We start from the raw sequence: 15,831 nt of genomic DNA, 5'->3' as shown, positions 1-15,831 counted from the left end.
AAAGGGCACATCCTCCTTATTTGACGGCATGAGGGAGGAATGCAATCTCTCGCTGACTTGCGAATGTCCTATGATCTGTCTCATATTTTTATGGGAACAGCGGAGAGCAAATAGGGCTGAGATCTCAATTCTTATTACTGAAGCGGGGACTATAAAGCCGTAGTTCACATTTCTTCTATGTGTTGTTTGGGGCGTAGGTAAAAGGCGTAGGTTTAAAAATAGCGATGAGGAAGGCGTGACGTTTTACAGTGTAAACTGTGCGGAGGCGTGATTAACGCGGCGCCGCTAGGACGCCGCGTTGGAGTATCAAGACAGTCCACCCTTTTATTTACGGCGGCAGAACTCCGCAATCACAAACAGGGTTTGGCCGTTGACTTTGCCCTGCACATGGGTCGGATCGTCGGTCAAGTTAATGCCGCGGATCACCGTGCCTTGTTTGATCACTTGGCTTGAGCCTTTAACGGGCAAATCTTTAATCACGGTCACGTCGTCGCCTTTTTGCAGTGCGACACCGTTAGCGTCCAGCACTTTGACTTCTTCGATATCTTGCCCCGTTTCTGCCCACTTACGGACATCGTCTTCCATGTACATCATGTCGAGATTATCTTGCGCCCAGCTTTCACTAGAAAGACGAGAAAGTTGACGATAGGCAACGACTTGAACCGCCGGCTCTTGGCTCCACATGCTCTCGCTTAGACAACGCCAGTGGTTCACATCGATATTGTCTGGATGTTGAAGCTGATCGTGACACGTGCCACAAACCAATACGCAACTGTTTGCTGTGGTGTCGGGCGAGTAAGGGACGTCATACACAGATAAGTTGTCTTGGCTGGCGCATAGTTCACATTGGCCGCCACTGCGCGCCTGAAGCGTTTGTTCAATACTCATGTTTTATCTCACAACGGGCAGGAATGTCCCTGCATTAACAATGAGGCAGAGTGTAATCGCTGACATAAATTCTTACAAGTTGTAAGGGATTAGGTCATCGCATGACGTTGCTTTATGTAGGCTCAGTACGAACACAAAAATGCCACGCATGGGCGTGGCATGGGTAACGTTTATTGTTTTCAATAATTAGGCATTTGCCGTGTCTTGCTTTACCACTTCATGGTGATCGAAGATGGTCTTATCTTGGCCACCGGTCAATCGAGAGGTGAGGGTACCGGCCGTCATTGAGCCGCTCACGTTCACAGCGGTACGACCCATATCGATTAATGGTTCGATAGAAATCAACAGACCCGCTAGCGCGACTGGCATATCTAGTGCCGAGAGTACAATCAGTGCCGCAAAGGTCGCGCCGCCGCCCACACCGGCAATCCCGAATGAACTGACAGTGACAATCGCAACCAAGGTGGCGATAAAGCCCGGATCGAGTGGGTTGATACCAATGGTGGGCGCAATCATCACCGCCAGCATGGCAGGATACAGACCGGCACAGCCATTTTGACCCATGGTGGCACCAAATGAGGCAGAGAAATTGGCGCTGGCCGGATCGTTACCCAAGTTCTTCATTTGTGAATCGATATTGAGCGGAATCGTGGCCGCGCTTGAGCGAGACGTAAAGGCGAATGTCAGCACCGGGAGCACTTTTTTCAGATATTGAATTGGGCTCATACCAACAAGGCCAATCAATACCAGATGCATCACTAGAATGGCACCTAAGCCCACATAGGAGGCGGCGACAAAATTGGCCAGCTCAAGAATTTCACTGACGTTTGAGCCAGCCACCACTTTGCTCATCAAAGCCAAAATACCGTAGGGTGTGAGGCCGATGATCATACGTACGAGCGTGCGCACTAACTCCTGAGCCACATCCATAAAGCGTTCAAAACGCTCGCCAAGTTCAGGCTGAGTGCGTGAAAGCGCCACTCCGGCTATACCCACTAGCGCAGAGAAAATCACTACAGCGATGGTTGAAGTCGGACGGCTGCCKGCCAAATCTGCAAATGGGTTTTGCGGGAAGAAAGAGATAACCATATCAGCCAGTGACAGGTTTTCAACGGTACCCAGGCGTTCTTCAAGTGCAGCCCCGCGTGCCATTTCTTGCGCACCTTGCACGATATCTTGCGCAGACAATCCAAATAGACTGCTGACGAACACGCCAATGAGCGCGGAAGCAGCGGTGGTAGCAAGTAAAATGCCGATGTTTAAGCTAGAGATTTTGCCTAAAGAGCCTGAGTCTTTCACTTTCAAAATCGCGCCAATAATCGACACGGTAATCAACGGCATGATGATCATTTTGAGTAGGCTGACATAACCGGAGCCGACGATATTGATGTAGTTGATGGTTTCGCGCGTGATAGCGCCGTCAGCACCGTATAACGCTTGCAGCGCAGCACCGAACGCAACCCCCATGCCGAGGCCGGTAAACACGCGTGTGGATAAGGATTTTTGTTGCTTGTGCAATTTGACAAGCACCGCCAGCAGCAGCGCAAAAGCAATCAGGTTTAAAAGGATAACTGTCATAATCGGCGTTCCAACCTAGAGAATTATAATGATTTGAATGCCTAACCCCGTTTAAACGTATTAAAGAGTTAGTGATTGGTTGGCATCATATGCCGGAAGGTGCATGCAATGAAGACCTATGTCACATTATTACTAGATAAAAAAAGCACTTGTTAAAACTAAAAAGAATATGGAATGTGGTTTCAGCAATTTTTGTCGATAAATTGCGCAACCTCATGAAAATGCGCTTTCTTACACACCTTACGGTGGTGGAGAAGGCAAACAGATCCACATATCGACTGGATAAAAACGAACGTTCGTACTATTAATGGATAGACGGTTGCGGTAAGGTAATAAACGTTGACTGCCAAGGTGCCCTGGCGTAGTCATTTGGTTTTTAGCAATCCGTTTTTGAAGGTTTAATGAGATGGGCGTATCTAGTGAACCGACGTACTCGCTCTCGAAACGTGAGCAAACCAGGTTGCGTATTCTCGAAGCCGCGTTTGAGTCAGCCAGCGTGTATGGATTGGAAAGCTTGACGATTGGTAGCTTGGCGCGCGACGTAAAAATGTCAAAAAGCGGGCTATTTGCCCATTTCAACTCGCGTGAAAACTTACAAATCGCGGTGGCGCATTTTGCTGGTGATCGCTTTGTCGAGCGGGTGATTAGCCCGAGTCGCGAAGCTGACCATGCGAGTATTGAGGCCAAATTGCAACATTTGCTGCGTAATTGGATGGGTTGGCATCAGCACTTTCAGGGTCAGTGCTTATTTTTAGATGCGTGGCATGAGCAGCGTGCGAGCAATGATCCCATCCATCAGGCGTTGCAGCGCGTCACTCGTCAATGGCTTGACTACCTAGCCGCACAGTTTGAAAAGGGCAAGCAAGCCGGCGAATTTCGCGCCGATCTTGATACCTGGCAAGCTGTCTATCAGTTGTATGGGCACTATTTGAGTAGCCAGTTATTTCTGCGTTTGTCACTCGAATCGCCGGAAGGGACACGCTTTTGGCATGGTGTCGAGCAGTTGCTCGCGCAAAGCCGCCGCGAATGTTCCCGATAAGAATGAACATTGTGTCGGTATCGAACCAACGATATTTTTCAGTATAAAAACGAACACTCGTTCGATTTTAAGGATTCAATGACCATGAGTAAAAAAGTGTATTTTTCAACGCCGGGCCGCTTTAGCGCCAAACGTTCTCTCGTGGGGGCGGTGAGCCGGTGTCATCACCGCTTGGCACCTCGCCATGCTAAAAAAGTCGCACGAAAACTCTTTCTCACCCCAACACGCAGTCCTATGGTGAACGCAGAGCCTGAAGGCGTGGTGCGCTCTCGAGTGCAAAGCCAAGAAGGAGAGCTACAAATGTATAGCCTTGGCGCTGGGCCAACCTGGTTGCTGACGCACGGTTGGTCGGGATCCGCCAGTCAGTTCTTTCCACTCATGGCACATATCGCGTCACTAGGCTTTCGTACGGTCGCATTTGATCATCCAGCACACGGTCAAAGTGGCGGGGAAGAAAGCCACATTCCCGGCTTTGTGCAGGCGATCAATGATGTATTAGATCAAGTCGATAATGTGTCTGGGGTGATTGCGCATAGTATGGGCGCAGCCGCGGTGTTGGAAAGCGAGCACCCTCAGGTGGATGATTTACCGCTCTTTTTGGTCGCCCCCGTGCTGAATTATCGTGAAAATTTATATGCCTCGGTCCGTAAATCGGGGTATTCACTGAAGCTGTTTGCTGAAATTGTCCAAGAAGTGGGTGAGCAGCACGGTTATCCAATCGAGACCATTGAGCCGCTAGAAAAATTGTCGCGCCGCCGCCATCCGGTGGTGATTGCCCACGACAAAAATGATCGTTTTGCCTCCTTTGCCGTCACCGAAAAAGCCACTGACTACCCGCATGTGACTGTGCTAGCCACCGAAGGGTTAGGGCATGGGCGTATTCTGACCAGTGACGTCGCCATGCAGGCATTTACCGACTTAGCGGCGAAGATGAACCCCGCGGTACAAAGTGTTGAAGCACAAACTGAGAATAAAAAGGCATCGGCCTAAGCCTATGCCTTTAGAGGATGCGCCGTTATTCACCCGCGATGGATAAGCGGGCAAAGCGGATACGTGGTGCGAAGAAGGCGCCATCATAGTTGGGTAACACGGTATTGCCGATAGCATCTATCTCATTGAGCATGGTATAGAAGTTACCGGCCACTGTGATCCCGCGAACCGGACGAACGCGTTTTCCCTCTCGGCAAACAAACCCACTTGCACCGAAAGAGAAATCGCCACTGATGGCATTGGCGCCTGAATGCACACCTTGCAGTGACACCAACTCAAGGTATTCACCGGCATGCACGTCCGCATTACTGTGTTGACCTGCGGCAATCACATCATGACGAGACGTGACATCCAAACCGCCTTTGGGGCTGCGGCCTGCGTTAGCCGTATGGGGGACACCAAAATGCTGCGCCGTGGCGCTATTGTGTAAAAAGCCGACTAAGACGCCGTTTTCAATCAAAGGCGTATCGGCGGTGGCAAAGCCTTCGCTATCAAACGCTTTAATACGCATCCCGCCATCAAGTCTTGCCACATCGGTGATGGTGAGCGCCGTATCCGCAACGGGCTTGCCGACTTTTTCACGCCACGGGTTGGTTCCGCGCTTGGCGGCATCGCCGGAGAAACAGCTGCCAAAGGCGCCCAGCAACTCGCTGAGACAATCATGCTCAAAAATCACCGGATACGAACCCGTTTTCACTGGGCCACCCTCGAGCAAGGCGTCAGCGGTTTGATAGGCCAGTTGGGTCGCATGGGCGAGATCTAGGTCAGCAAAGCGGCGTGATACTGACGCGCCCAGATGCATCGCTTGCTTACCGTCGTGATTGAGCAGTGCTGCGGTGTAGCAACTAAAGCTACGCTCACTGTGATAGCAGCGCGTGCCTAGAGTATTGGCAAGCAACTGATATTGGGTTTGCTCACTGTACCCATTGTAGGGCGCACCCGTTGCGCGGGGTTGACTGACCACCTCTTGCTCAAGGGCAAGCGCTAACGCGATCTTGTCTTCAATCGGGGTGTTATCTGCTTGCAGTAAGCTAGGATCTTGCTGATCAATGTGCTGCCCCTCAGCGCGAATTTGCTGATCGGGATCGGCTTTGGTAAAGCTTGCGTTGGTGAGTGCGGCGTTCACCATGCTGGCAAGGCTGTCGCTATCGAGCGATTCTGAATAGCTGGTGGCAACTTGATCCCCTTTGATCACCCGCACGCCGATCACTTGACCGGCGGTGACTTTGTGCTCGGAGAGATCGCCTTGGTCGGCTTTGAGTGACAAGCTTTCGCTGGCGTTGGCAATCACGTCTGCTTGCGCCCCTTGCTGTTTCACTAAGCTGAGTACCTGATCGACGGCATCGCTTAGGGTTGCTTTAATGGTTGGCTCACTCATGCGTTACCGCCTCCTACTAGGATGTTATCGACTTTCAATGCAGGTTGGCCCACGGTGGTGGGGACGGCGCCGCTTACCGAACCACACATGCCGGCGGCAAGAGCAAGATCTTTGCCGACCATGCTGATTTCTTTAAGCACCTTAGGCCCCGTACTGATTAAGGTGGCAGATTTGAGTGGCGCGGTGATTTGGCCATCTTCTACCAAATAGGCTTCTTGCACCGCAAAGTTAAACTCGCCGGTGCCGGGCTGTACTGARCCACCCCCCATTTTCTTGGCATAGATGCCACGCTCCATCGAGCCAATCATGGCGTCTAAGCTGTCGTTACCGGGCTCAATAAAGGTGTTTCGCATCCGCGAGGTCGGTGCGAATTTATAAGACTCACGTCGGCCAGAGCCGGTGCGCGCATAACCGGTTTTCAGGCTACCCATATGATCGACCATAAACGAGGTGAGCTTACCGTCTTTGATCAACTGGGTATGCTGGGTTTCCATGCCTTCATCATCGATGTTGATTGAGCCCCACGCATTCGCCAAGGTGCCATCGTCCACCGCACTCACCACGGGGCTGGCAATCATTTCGCCCATTTGGTCATGGAAGACGGAAGCCTGTTTCGCCACCGAGGTGGTTTCTAACAAGTGGCCACAGGCTTCGTGGAAAATCACGCCACCAAAACCGTTGCCAATCACCACCGGCATTTCGCCTGATGGACAGGCTTGGGCACCAAGCTTAACCAGCGCCTGTCGTGCGACACGCTCGCCCATCTCAACCGGATCGATATCTTGGTGGAATTCCCAGCCTGTGAGCGCACCGGGAGCATCAAAGCCCGTTGACTGCTCTTCACCGTTCGTGGCGACCGCTGTAGCGGCAATACGCGTGTAGTGGCGGGTATCTGTGACATGGAGGCCATGAGAGTTAAAAATTTCGACCTGTTGCTCACGTTGGCCGACACGACCAATAATTTGGGCAATTTTATCGCTCTCGGCACGAATGCGCGTATCTACTTGGCGTAAGAACGCCACTTTATCGGCCACATGTTGATCAGACGATAACGGCTCAGACACGGGGTGCTTGTCATTTAAATGGGATAAATTGAGCGGCCCAGCGGTGGCAATTTGATCGCGCTTGTCGCGCGCGCACAGCAAGCTGGTGACTTTTTTCAATTGTTCTTCATCGCGGCTGTTGGTATAGCCATAAAGCACTTTATGACCGAAGAACAACCGGATACCAATACCAAAATCAATCCCTGAGCTCACTTTATCCACCTCACCAGACAACAGCTCCACGTTGCCTGAGTGATGGCGTTCGACAAAGAGTTCGGCGAAATCCGCGCCTAAAAACAGAGCATGGTCAATCACCGACTTTGCCGTTGATGGATTCAGCATACTTCCTCCTAAGAAGTGTGTTAGCGAACCTCTTATTCTACCAAGCTTTTATTGGTAATGATCACCACTTGCAGTGAGTGCATGATATTTCATCATTTTTTGTGCCATTCACTGAGCTACACATGGATACGTTCCATGTGCGTGACCAAAAGGCGACGCGTGTGGCGCAATCCGTTACACTACGCCGATACAAGTAACGAGCGGATAGAATCATGAGTCAGATCGCAGCCAACATTATCACTGGGTTTCTTGGCGTGGGGAAAACCACGGCGATTCGTCATTTACTGGCGAATAAACCCGAACATGAACGTTGGGCTATCTTGGTGAACGAATTTGGTGAGGTGGGTGTCGATGGCGCTATCCTCTCTGAACAAGGCGCGCTGGTAAAGGAAGTGCCGGGCGGATGCATGTGTTGTGTGGCTGGCTTACCCATGACGGTGGGGCTCAATACCTTGCTCGCCGAGCAGCCGGATCGGATTTTGATTGAGCCGACGGGACTGGGTCATCCTAAAGACATTATCGGTAAGCTGACTCAGCCGCCTTTCGATACCACCTTGTCGCTGAGCGCGACCATTACTTTGGTGGATCCGCGCTGTATTGATGATGTGCGCTATCGTGAAAATCAAAACTTTCATGATCAAATCGCGCTCGCGGATGTGGTGGTGGCCAACAAGCTTGACCAGTGTAGTGAGGCGCAAATCGCCACCTTTTATGATTATGTCGCCGCGTTTGATGGCGAGAAAAGCTTGGTCACCGGCGTTGAACAGGGCGTGCTCGAGACCGCGTGGCTTGCGTTACCGCGTCACGCTCGTCAAGCGCACTATCATCACCATCACAATGATGCCGAGCCCATGACCACGTTAGCACTGGGTCCGGACGATACCTATACCCGCAAAGAGAACCAAGGGCAGGGCTATGTCAGCTGCGGCTGGTTGTTTGCCGCGCACTGTTGCTTTCCGTTTGATGCTTTATACGGGCTATTGAGCAACATCAACGCCCAACGGATTAAAGCAGTGGTCAATACAGACGAGGGTTTTTACGCGTTTAACGTCGCCAATCAGGTGGTTACTGTAACACCTATGTCGATTAAACACGCCGAGTCGCGCATCGAAGTGATCGATACCGACGCCTTACCGTGGGATGAGCTGGAGTCGATCCTGCTTTCTTTTCTGACCCCGTCCCACTAAAGGGCATAAACAGAGCTTGCCAGAGATGCGTCCGTGCCCGCTAAAAAAAACCGGCCCAAGTGGCCGGTTTGGTGTGTGTCGCGTGCTCGTCGCGTCTAGCTAGCATATTTGGCGGTAAGCACCTGCCAGCTGCGTTTTTGTTGCTGAAAACGCACCTTTAAATCTTGGTATTGCTGGGTTAGCTCGGCGTTTTCGACTTTTTCGCGCAGCTTGTCACGCTCGAGCGCTAACAGCTGTTTTTTCAGTGTGTAGTAGTCCGCCATTTTGGCGACCAAGGCATCGTACTCTTGTTGTAAGATTTGCAAGCGATGCGCGGCATTAGGCTTATTGCTTAGCTTTTGCGTTGCCCGCTGAAGCTGCATTGTCGCACGCGCTTTTTCAATCTTCTCTTCGGGGGTCACGCGCAGCTTTTCCGCGAGACCCAGCCAAGACGCGGTTTTGATCAGCCATTTGGTAGGATCAAACTGCCACCAGCGAATGCCGTTACGGTAGTCATTCTCAAAAATATGGTGAAAATTGTGGTAGCCCTCGCCAAAGGTCATTAAGGCAAGCACGCCATTATCCCGCGCGGTATTTTTATCGGTATAAGGCTGGCTGCCCCACACATGCGCCAGTGAGTTAATGAAAAAGGTGGTGTGGTGGCTTAGCACCAATCGAGTAAAGCCGACCAGTAAAATCGCGCCCCAAACATCGCCATGGAGCAAACCAAACGCGATAGGGAAGCCAAAGTTGGTGGCTAGTGTTAGCGCAAGGTAGTGCTTGTGTTGCCACATCACGATCTTGTCTTTTTGCAGATCGCGGCAGTTGCTGTAATCGCCGTAACGGTTGGGGTGGTATTCACGCAGCATCCAGCCAAGGTGTGAGAACCAAAAGCCGCGTTTAGCGGAATAGGGGTCAACATCGTTGTCGTCGACATGGCGATGGTGAATGCGGTGATCCGACGACCAATGAAGCGCACTGTTTTGCAGTGCAAAGGCCCCACCAATGGCGAAGATAAAGCGCAGCACCGGATGGGCTTGATAGGTTTTGTGGGCCCACAATCGGTGATAGCCGGCGGTGATCGACAGGCCACAAAAGCTAAACGCAACAATCAGCGCGGTAATTTGCACCCAATCAAAGCCGTGATGCCACGCCCACAATGGTGTTCCTATCACTGCAATCAAAAACGTGAGGGTAAACACGCTAATGTTTAACCAGATTAAGCGTGGTTTCTGAGGGGGAGAGGTTGAAGCCTTGGTATCCATAACTCGTTATATTCATTTAAGCGTACACTTGTACGCTAGAATAGATGCGTGCGATCGCTTGGTCAAGCATCCACCGTCGCCTTTGTGGGCAAAAGTGTTTCAGGGTTTGTCCCGGCTTGCCAAGTCAATGGAAGCGCTCTACTTTTTAACATCACCCAAAGGGGTCATGTCTTTAATGGCCGAAATGGCCGACGCTTCGAACGGTATAGTTTTCCGCGCTGATGTCGATACCATAATAGATGCCTGAGCACGTATTGATATCTGTGAACGATTAACACAAGGTTAGGAAACGATGATGTCCTATCCGGCTATTCCGCATTTTGTCAAAGCGATGGGCCACCGCGTGGTGAGCTACATCCTGAATGTGACAGAAGCGGAAGGCCGCTTAATTTTGATGCAAAAACTGGGCTTGAGCCGGATTCAGCGCGACACACTCAATCAATATATTGAGCTTTGTCGCCACTTACGTGTGTCTGCGGTGGAGCAAGGAGAAAGTGAACAATCCTTCTTCTATCGGTTGCCGCACGTGATGCAAAATGGCCGCCACGTCTTTAATGTCTGGCGCGCGCAGCAAGGTGGTGAGCTGGCGACGCGAATTAATAGTTCGGACCCTTTAACCAGTGCGTTTTGCCAACTGGCGGGCGAACTTTATCCTTTATTTTTGATTAAAGCGGGACAGCGGCCGCACCTTTTTTACCGAGGGGCTGGTTATCTCACCGCGGCGATTGAGCAGTTTCCGGTCAGTAAGCAGGTTCAAAAACGTATGGCCGCTGACCCTGCTCTGTCTCGCTTATTCACAACGTCGGGGAAAGAGCCGCAGCAAACCTGCGGCGACTACAAAGATGCCAGTGGCCACCGCGGCGTGGTTAGTTTGGCCAGTTTACCCGTGTCGATTCTGGTTAATAGCTATGACTTGATGCGCATTCGCGGGGTTGTTAGCCCTGATACGTTCGTGGAAACCGTGCAAGAAATGCTGGAGATGGCACGTAGCTTAGCTGATGGCGAAGTTGCTCATATTCCGATGTTTGTGGGCTTTCGCAATGCGGCACTCACCAATTTGGCTGAATTGGATACGAAATGGGGCAGTGTGCGCCGCTATACCCCTGGGATTGCGGAATATGTTCTACAGGCGGCGCGTCTAATGGCCAAACGTCGCGATAACGGGTTCATGCTCGAGTCGGGTTATGCGTTTGCGATTAACTTTGGTGATTTTTTAGAGGACGATGATTGGCCAGAAGAGGTACTCGATGCCGAGACGGAACAACAAACCACTGAGCTGAATATTGTTTTGTGTATGGCGCTTTGCTATCTCGGGGAGCATAAGGCTTTTGTTGCTCCCGAATGGGTGTGGCGTATCGATCCTTTCTCGCTTGATAATCGGCGCCAAGACTTTGGTTCGGTAGCAGAAACGGACGACCCGGTGGCGATCAGTGAGACAGACTTAGTTGATATTGAGCGCTGGAGTATGCTGGTGGATGACACCGACTCGCGTGGTATTCGCTTGGCCATGTCTCGTCTTTATAATGCGGCGAAAAAGCCAGATACACAGGACGCATTGGTGGATGTGATTATTGCGCTGAGAAATATTTTTGCCGCGAGTGAAGATATCACCCCGATAAAAAAGGCCTTGAGCCATATCCTTGCGCCAGAGAGAGACATTACTATGGTCGATAGGTTTGCCGAGGATTGGCAAGCGTTAATCACGGGTGAATTTGACGACTCGCCTGAGATCATCAGCGAAAAAGTGTACCAATGCGTTCAGCTTTGTTTGACATGTTTGCATTATTTTTACTTGCATGCCCCTAACCTGATCAGTCGCTCAGATCGCCTTACTCATTTATGCCAAAGATAAAAGTAGCCTCCTGATATCAAAAGAATCATCGCATTTTGACTGGTTTGCCCTCATTCCTCGCTATCTTGGTTTATGCTTACAGTGTTAACCCAGCCACACTCTCAGCAAAGAAGTCGGAAAGGAGAGGCTTTTGACCACACAAATACTGATCACTGACGATTCTGCGCTTGCGCGCAAGCAGCTAGCGCGAACACTCCCCGATCACTTGAACGCCGATGTACATTTTGCCGAAAATGGTAACGTGGCGTTGGACGTTTTAAGTAGTCAGCCGATAGACATCATGTTTCTTGATTTGACGATGCCGGAACTTGATGGATTCCAAACGCTCGAAGCAATGCAAGAAGCCGGGATGACGGTGCCTGTCGTGGTGGTCTCAGGCGACATTCAGCCGCTTGCTCAGCAGCAGGTGCTGGAGCGGGGCGCGAAAGACTTTGTTAAAAAGCCCATCAGTCGTGAGCGCGTCGCAGCATTAATCAAAGCGTATTTATCCACTGCCTCTGCGTCAGAGACCAAGCGTTTACATGCGCCAACAGAAAAACTCAGTCGCCGAGATATTTACATGGAAGTGGTGAATATCGCCATGGGGCAGGCAGCAGATAAACTTGCCCGACATTGTGGGTTGTTCGTCCACGTGCCGCTGCCACAGGTGAACGTGTTTGAAGTGACTGAGCTGACCATGACGATCCGGCACTTGGCACAATCAAATACTATGAACGGTGTGTGTCAGGGCTTTAGTGGGGAAGGGATCGCTGGCGAAGCCCTGATGCTGATCAGTGATTCCAGTATTACCGAGATGGTGAAATTGCTGGACTATCCCGAGGATGGGTCGGTCGACAACGAGCTCGAATTGCTGGTAGATATTAGCAATATTCTGATTAGTGCCTTTTTAAAGGGCTTAGGCGATCAAGGCGCACTCGAATTTTCGCAAAGCTATCCGGCGCTCTTGGGTCAGCACGCTGAAGTGGATCAGTTGATAGCGGCGATGAAAGGGTCTTGGAAACGCACAGTAACCATTGAGGTGAGCTATCAGATAGACGGAACAGATATAAAATGCGATTTGTTACTATTGCTACTGGATGAGTCTTTGCCGCTGCTCGATGCGAAGTTGGCCTACCTAATGGATGAGGAGTAATGCGATGAGCACAGATGATTTTGACCAATTCCATTGGATGCTCGACATGGTACAGCACATCGACATGGGATTGATTGTGTTAGACAGAGACTTCCACATCCAAATGTGGAACGGCTTTATGGTCCACCATAGCGGTAAACACGCCAAAGACGTGCAAAATCGCTCGTTATTCGAGGTGTTTCCGGAAATTAATGAGCCTTGGTTTCGAGCCAAGTCGCAACCCGTGTTCGATCTCCGTTGTCGCAGTTTTATTGTCTGGCAGCAACGCCCGTATTTGTTCCGTTGTCGTCATGTTCGCCCGATCACCGGTCAGCTCCCCTTTATGTATCAAAACGTCACCATGCACCCAATGGCGAATACACGGGGTGAGGTCAATCACATGTTTATCTCCATCCAGGATGTGACCAATGAGGCGTTGGCGAGCCAAACGCCGCGTGCCACAGCACCATCACAACAAGCCGCGCAAAAATAAGCATCTCAAAATAGCCAACCGTGAGTGTCTAGAGTGATTGTTTCCCGCGGTTGTTGCTCGTGGTTGCATGATTATCAGGGTCACAGACGGAATAAGTGCCGCCTTTTAGCGATTTCTTCGCATAATACATGGCGGCGTCGGAGCAGTTAAGAAGTTGCTCAACCGACTCGCCGTGTTCCGGGTAGCACGCTATACCAATACTGGCTGATAGATGCGCCTGTTGCTGCTCATCCACCTTGAACGGCTGATTGAGGCAGGCGATGATTTTCTTGGCGACGCGAGCGGCATCTTTTGAATGGCTGGTGTACTCTAAAATCACCGCGAACTCGTCGCCGCCCAGGCGAGCGAGGGTGTCCGAATGACGGATACTTTGTCCCATCCGTTCGGTGGTTTCAATGAGCACACTGTCACCGGCATCATGGCCATGGGTATCGTTTATTTTCTTAAAGCCATCGAGATCGATAAACAGTAGGGCAAAATGTGCGCCCTGTTGGCGTGCTTGCGCCAGCACAATATCCGCGCGCTGCTTAAACGCAACGCGGTTGAGGGCACCTGTCAGGGTGTCGGTATGCGCCATATGCTCAAATTGCAGATAAAGACGCTTGGTTTCGTTGATATCTTGGTGCGTGCCCGCCATGCGAATCGGGTTGTGGTCGCGATCCCACTCCATGATTTTGCCTTTTGCCAAAATCCAGACCCAAAAACCCTCTTTATGTAGCATACGAAATTCGCACTCATAAAAAGGGTTAGTGTCGCTGAAGGCGGCATCAAGCTCGTTAGACGCGCGCGCGAAGTCGTCGCTATGACAAAGCTTTTCCCAGGTTTCAAAGGATGCGGGCATTAGCTCGTGCTGTTGATAACCCAAAATTTTTGCCCAGCGCTCGTTGATGACCAGTTCTCCGCTAGGGATATGCCACTCCCACGTGCCCACATGGGTGCCGCGGATTATTTCATCTAAGCGTTTACGCTCCAATTGCCGCTCATACTCGGTGCGTCGTGATTTAGTGAGCACAAACCACATTGTCGCAAGCCCTGCGCCGAGTACAACGATAATCAAGGATGTAAAAATCAGTTGGTCATTTTTTTGCTTGGCAATTTGCTCGGTCTGTTGTGCCACCATTTGCTCGAGTCGATTTTGATAGTGCCACAATGACTCTTGGGTGGCACGATAATCGCTGATATCGGTGATAATTGAAAAAAGGGTAGGCTCATCGTGGTAGACAATAGGTATCGACGACACCCTCACTGTTTTGGTTGTGCCGTCCGATAGCGTATGACTAAAAATGAAATAGTTTCGATCCTCTAATGCCGCCAGCTTACGTTCTTCAGCGACCGCTTCGGGGGACAGCGCATTAATGCTGGCGATATTCATTTGGCTCAGCGTCTGCTGTGAATACCCGTAAAACTCGCTGGCGGCTGGATTAGCCGCTTTTATCTTACCCGTATCAGGATCAAGGAGCAGCATGACTAATGCATGCTTCTCAAACAGCTGCTCAAAAAGATCGTTTGTCTCTTGTGCCGTTGCGAAGGCAAACGGCACCTGCAACATCAAAAAAAACAAGATGAAAAGCGGCTTCATCACGCGTATCGTCACTCGTCCTCTAATAAAACTTAATCGTAACATATAGGTTAATTTTTTGTGTGACGACGACGGGCTGTTCTCACGCTATGACGCGCAGCCCGCGTTTGTATGCAGGCTTTGTGATGATGTTCACTTTGTTAAGGAAATGTTTGTTTTTATTGCGTTGATGGCGGTCGCTGACAGTTTGCAGTTAAGCGATGAGGGATATTGGGCAATTGGCTGACGCCCGTTTGTAACGCGTTAATACGGGTATCAGGTGATGGGTGAGTTGAGAGCAACTCCGGAGTTGCGCCCTTGGATGCTTTTGCCATATTTTGCCACAGGGCAACGCTCGCACTTGGATCGAACCCTGCTTGGTGCATTAATTGCAGGCCAATTTTATCTGACTCTGATTCTTGAGCGCGGTTATAGGGCAGCAAAATACCGACTTGCACGCCAAGCCCTAAACCTGCCATTGCCATGGCGGCGTGAGGGCTATCTGATAGAGACATACCAGTAACCGTTAGCCCCAGTGCGGCAAGTTGAGAGCGAGAAAGACGTTCATTACTGTGGTCGGCTAAAACATGACCAATTTCATGACCGATCACCGCGGCTAATTGATCCGAGGTTTGTGCCACATCGAGCAGTCCGGTGTAAACGCCGATTTTGCCGCCGGGAAGGGCAAAGGCGTTAACTTGATCGCTGTCGAATACCACCACTTCCCATTCCGAGAAGTTGGTTTGCGGTGGTACGACTTTTAAGATGGCGTTGGTGACGCATTGCACGTAGGCGTTGATGGCTTGGTCGTCACTGATAGGTTGCGACTTTTTCATCTCCTCAAACGAGCGTTGTCCGAGGTTCGCCATGTCATCACCGGAAAAGAGCAACAGCTGGTTTCGTCCTGTTGGTGAGTGAGAGCAAGATGAAAGCACGACCATCAGGCATAGCGATAACATGACGGTTTTGGCAGTGCGTAGCATGGTCATTTCCTGTATCGTTTTGCGCCACAGTCGCAGTGATTATTAGCAAAGCTATCAGAGTGCTAATGTACTGGCTTCTTGGCTTAACGTCTACTGATGCGCGCAGGCTGCGTTGGGCGCAGCTAGGTAGTCCGCGTTTCGCGCA

General features: G+C 50.9%; 13 protein-coding genes. 6 read left to right on the top strand and 7 right to left on the bottom strand.

The window, feature by feature from the left end:
* Positions 1-324: 324 nt before the first annotated feature.
* Complete coding sequence (locus BZG14_RS08755) at positions 325-888, bottom strand: PhnA domain-containing protein (protein WP_069362937.1); 564 nt, start codon at positions 886-888, stop codon at positions 325-327.
* 186 nt (positions 889-1,074) lie between these two features.
* Positions 1,075-2,466 (bottom strand): L-cystine transporter, encoded by a 1,392-nt coding sequence (locus tag BZG14_RS08750; protein WP_077608537.1) that lies wholly within the window; start codon positions 2,464-2,466, stop codon positions 1,075-1,077.
* A gap of 406 nt (positions 2,467-2,872) precedes the next feature.
* Here BZG14_RS08750 and BZG14_RS08745 point away from each other — a divergent pair, with 406 nt between their 5' ends.
* Both BZG14_RS08745 and BZG14_RS08740 read left to right on the top strand, forming a co-directional pair.
* Positions 2,873-3,505, top strand: coding sequence for a TetR/AcrR family transcriptional regulator (locus tag BZG14_RS08745; protein ID WP_077608536.1), 633 nt, complete (start codon positions 2,873-2,875; stop codon positions 3,503-3,505).
* Positions 3,506-3,589: 84 nt separating this feature from the next.
* Entirely contained in the window at positions 3,590-4,495 is a 906-nt protein-coding gene (locus tag BZG14_RS08740) for an alpha/beta hydrolase (protein ID WP_077608548.1), read from the top strand.
* A 25-nt stretch (positions 4,496-4,520) separates the two neighbouring features.
* On the opposite strand, the gene BZG14_RS08735 is transcribed toward BZG14_RS08740, so the two are convergent.
* Complete coding sequence (locus tag BZG14_RS08735) at positions 4,521-5,873, bottom strand: TldD/PmbA family protein (RefSeq protein WP_077608535.1); 1,353 nt, start codon at positions 5,871-5,873, stop codon at positions 4,521-4,523.
* A complete protein-coding gene (locus BZG14_RS08730) occupies positions 5,870-7,258 on the bottom strand; it encodes a TldD/PmbA family protein (RefSeq protein WP_069362941.1) in 1,389 nt (462 codons plus the stop codon). Before BZG14_RS08730 ends, BZG14_RS08735 begins: the two co-directional genes overlap by 4 nt.
* A 212-nt stretch (positions 7,259-7,470) precedes the next feature.
* On the opposite strand from BZG14_RS08730, the gene BZG14_RS08725 reads away from it, so the two are divergent.
* Entirely contained in the window at positions 7,471-8,445 is a 975-nt protein-coding gene (locus tag BZG14_RS08725; protein WP_077608534.1) for a CobW family GTP-binding protein, read from the top strand.
* Between the two features lie 95 nt (positions 8,446-8,540).
* Here BZG14_RS08725 and BZG14_RS08720 read toward each other — a convergent pair whose 3' ends face one another.
* The gene (locus BZG14_RS08720; protein WP_077486557.1) at positions 8,541-9,689 is read right to left on the bottom strand and encodes a fatty acid desaturase; all 1,149 of its coding nucleotides are present in this window, start codon (positions 9,687-9,689) and stop codon (positions 8,541-8,543) included.
* Positions 9,690-9,981: 292 nt separating this feature from the next.
* Here BZG14_RS08720 and BZG14_RS08715 point away from each other — a divergent pair, with 292 nt between their 5' ends.
* The 3 genes from BZG14_RS08715 (at position 9,982) to BZG14_RS08705 (ending at position 13,145) form a co-directional block, all read left to right on the top strand.
* A complete protein-coding gene (locus BZG14_RS08715) occupies positions 9,982-11,541 on the top strand; it encodes a hypothetical protein (RefSeq protein WP_077458875.1) in 1,560 nt (519 codons plus the stop codon).
* A gap of 130 nt (positions 11,542-11,671) precedes the next feature.
* Positions 11,672-12,673, top strand: coding sequence for a response regulator (locus BZG14_RS08710; RefSeq protein WP_077608533.1), 1,002 nt, complete (start codon positions 11,672-11,674; stop codon positions 12,671-12,673).
* Positions 12,674-12,677: 4 nt separating this feature from the next.
* Positions 12,678-13,145 (top strand): PAS domain-containing protein, encoded by a 468-nt coding sequence (locus BZG14_RS08705; RefSeq protein WP_077608532.1) that lies wholly within the window; start codon positions 12,678-12,680, stop codon positions 13,143-13,145.
* A gap of 28 nt (positions 13,146-13,173) precedes the next feature.
* Here the strand turns inward: BZG14_RS08705 and BZG14_RS08700 are convergent, their stop codons facing one another.
* Complete coding sequence (locus BZG14_RS08700) at positions 13,174-14,724, bottom strand: sensor domain-containing diguanylate cyclase (protein ID WP_241824645.1); 1,551 nt, start codon at positions 14,722-14,724, stop codon at positions 13,174-13,176.
* A 158-nt stretch (positions 14,725-14,882) separates the two neighbouring features.
* Positions 14,883-15,686, bottom strand: coding sequence for a M48 family metallopeptidase (locus tag BZG14_RS08695; protein ID WP_241824644.1), 804 nt, complete (start codon positions 15,684-15,686; stop codon positions 14,883-14,885).
* Positions 15,687-15,831 lie beyond the last annotated feature (145 nt).

The sequence above is a fragment of the Salinivibrio sp. IB282 genome (genome assembly GCF_001995685.1).
In the GTDB taxonomy this organism is placed as follows: domain Bacteria; phylum Pseudomonadota; class Gammaproteobacteria; order Enterobacterales; family Vibrionaceae; genus Salinivibrio; species Salinivibrio kushneri.
This window is presented reverse-complemented; position numbering and strand designations above follow the sequence as displayed.

Coding starts and splice junctions, on each gene's coding strand:
- BZG14_RS08745 (WP_077608536.1), top strand. CDS start 2,873: ATGGGCGTATCTAGTGAACCGACGTACTCGCTCTCGAAACGTGAGCAA.
- BZG14_RS08695 (WP_241824644.1), bottom strand. CDS start 15,686: ATGCTACGCACTGCCAAAACCGTCATGTTATCGCTATGCCTGATGGTC.
- BZG14_RS08700 (WP_241824645.1), bottom strand. CDS start 14,724: ATGAAGCCGCTTTTCATCTTGTTTTTTTTGATGTTGCAGGTGCCGTTT.
- BZG14_RS08735 (WP_077608535.1), bottom strand. CDS start 5,873: ATGAGTGAGCCAACCATTAAAGCAACCCTAAGCGATGCCGTCGATCAG.
- BZG14_RS08715 (WP_077458875.1), top strand. CDS start 9,982: ATGATGTCCTATCCGGCTATTCCGCATTTTGTCAAAGCGATGGGCCAC.
- BZG14_RS08725 (WP_077608534.1), top strand. CDS start 7,471: ATGAGTCAGATCGCAGCCAACATTATCACTGGGTTTCTTGGCGTGGGG.
- BZG14_RS08705 (WP_077608532.1), top strand. CDS start 12,678: ATGAGCACAGATGATTTTGACCAATTCCATTGGATGCTCGACATGGTA.
- BZG14_RS08720 (WP_077486557.1), bottom strand. CDS start 9,689: ATGGATACCAAGGCTTCAACCTCTCCCCCTCAGAAACCACGCTTAATC.
- BZG14_RS08755 (WP_069362937.1), bottom strand. CDS start 888: ATGAGTATTGAACAAACGCTTCAGGCGCGCAGTGGCGGCCAATGTGAA.
- BZG14_RS08740 (WP_077608548.1), top strand. CDS start 3,590: ATGAGTAAAAAAGTGTATTTTTCAACGCCGGGCCGCTTTAGCGCCAAA.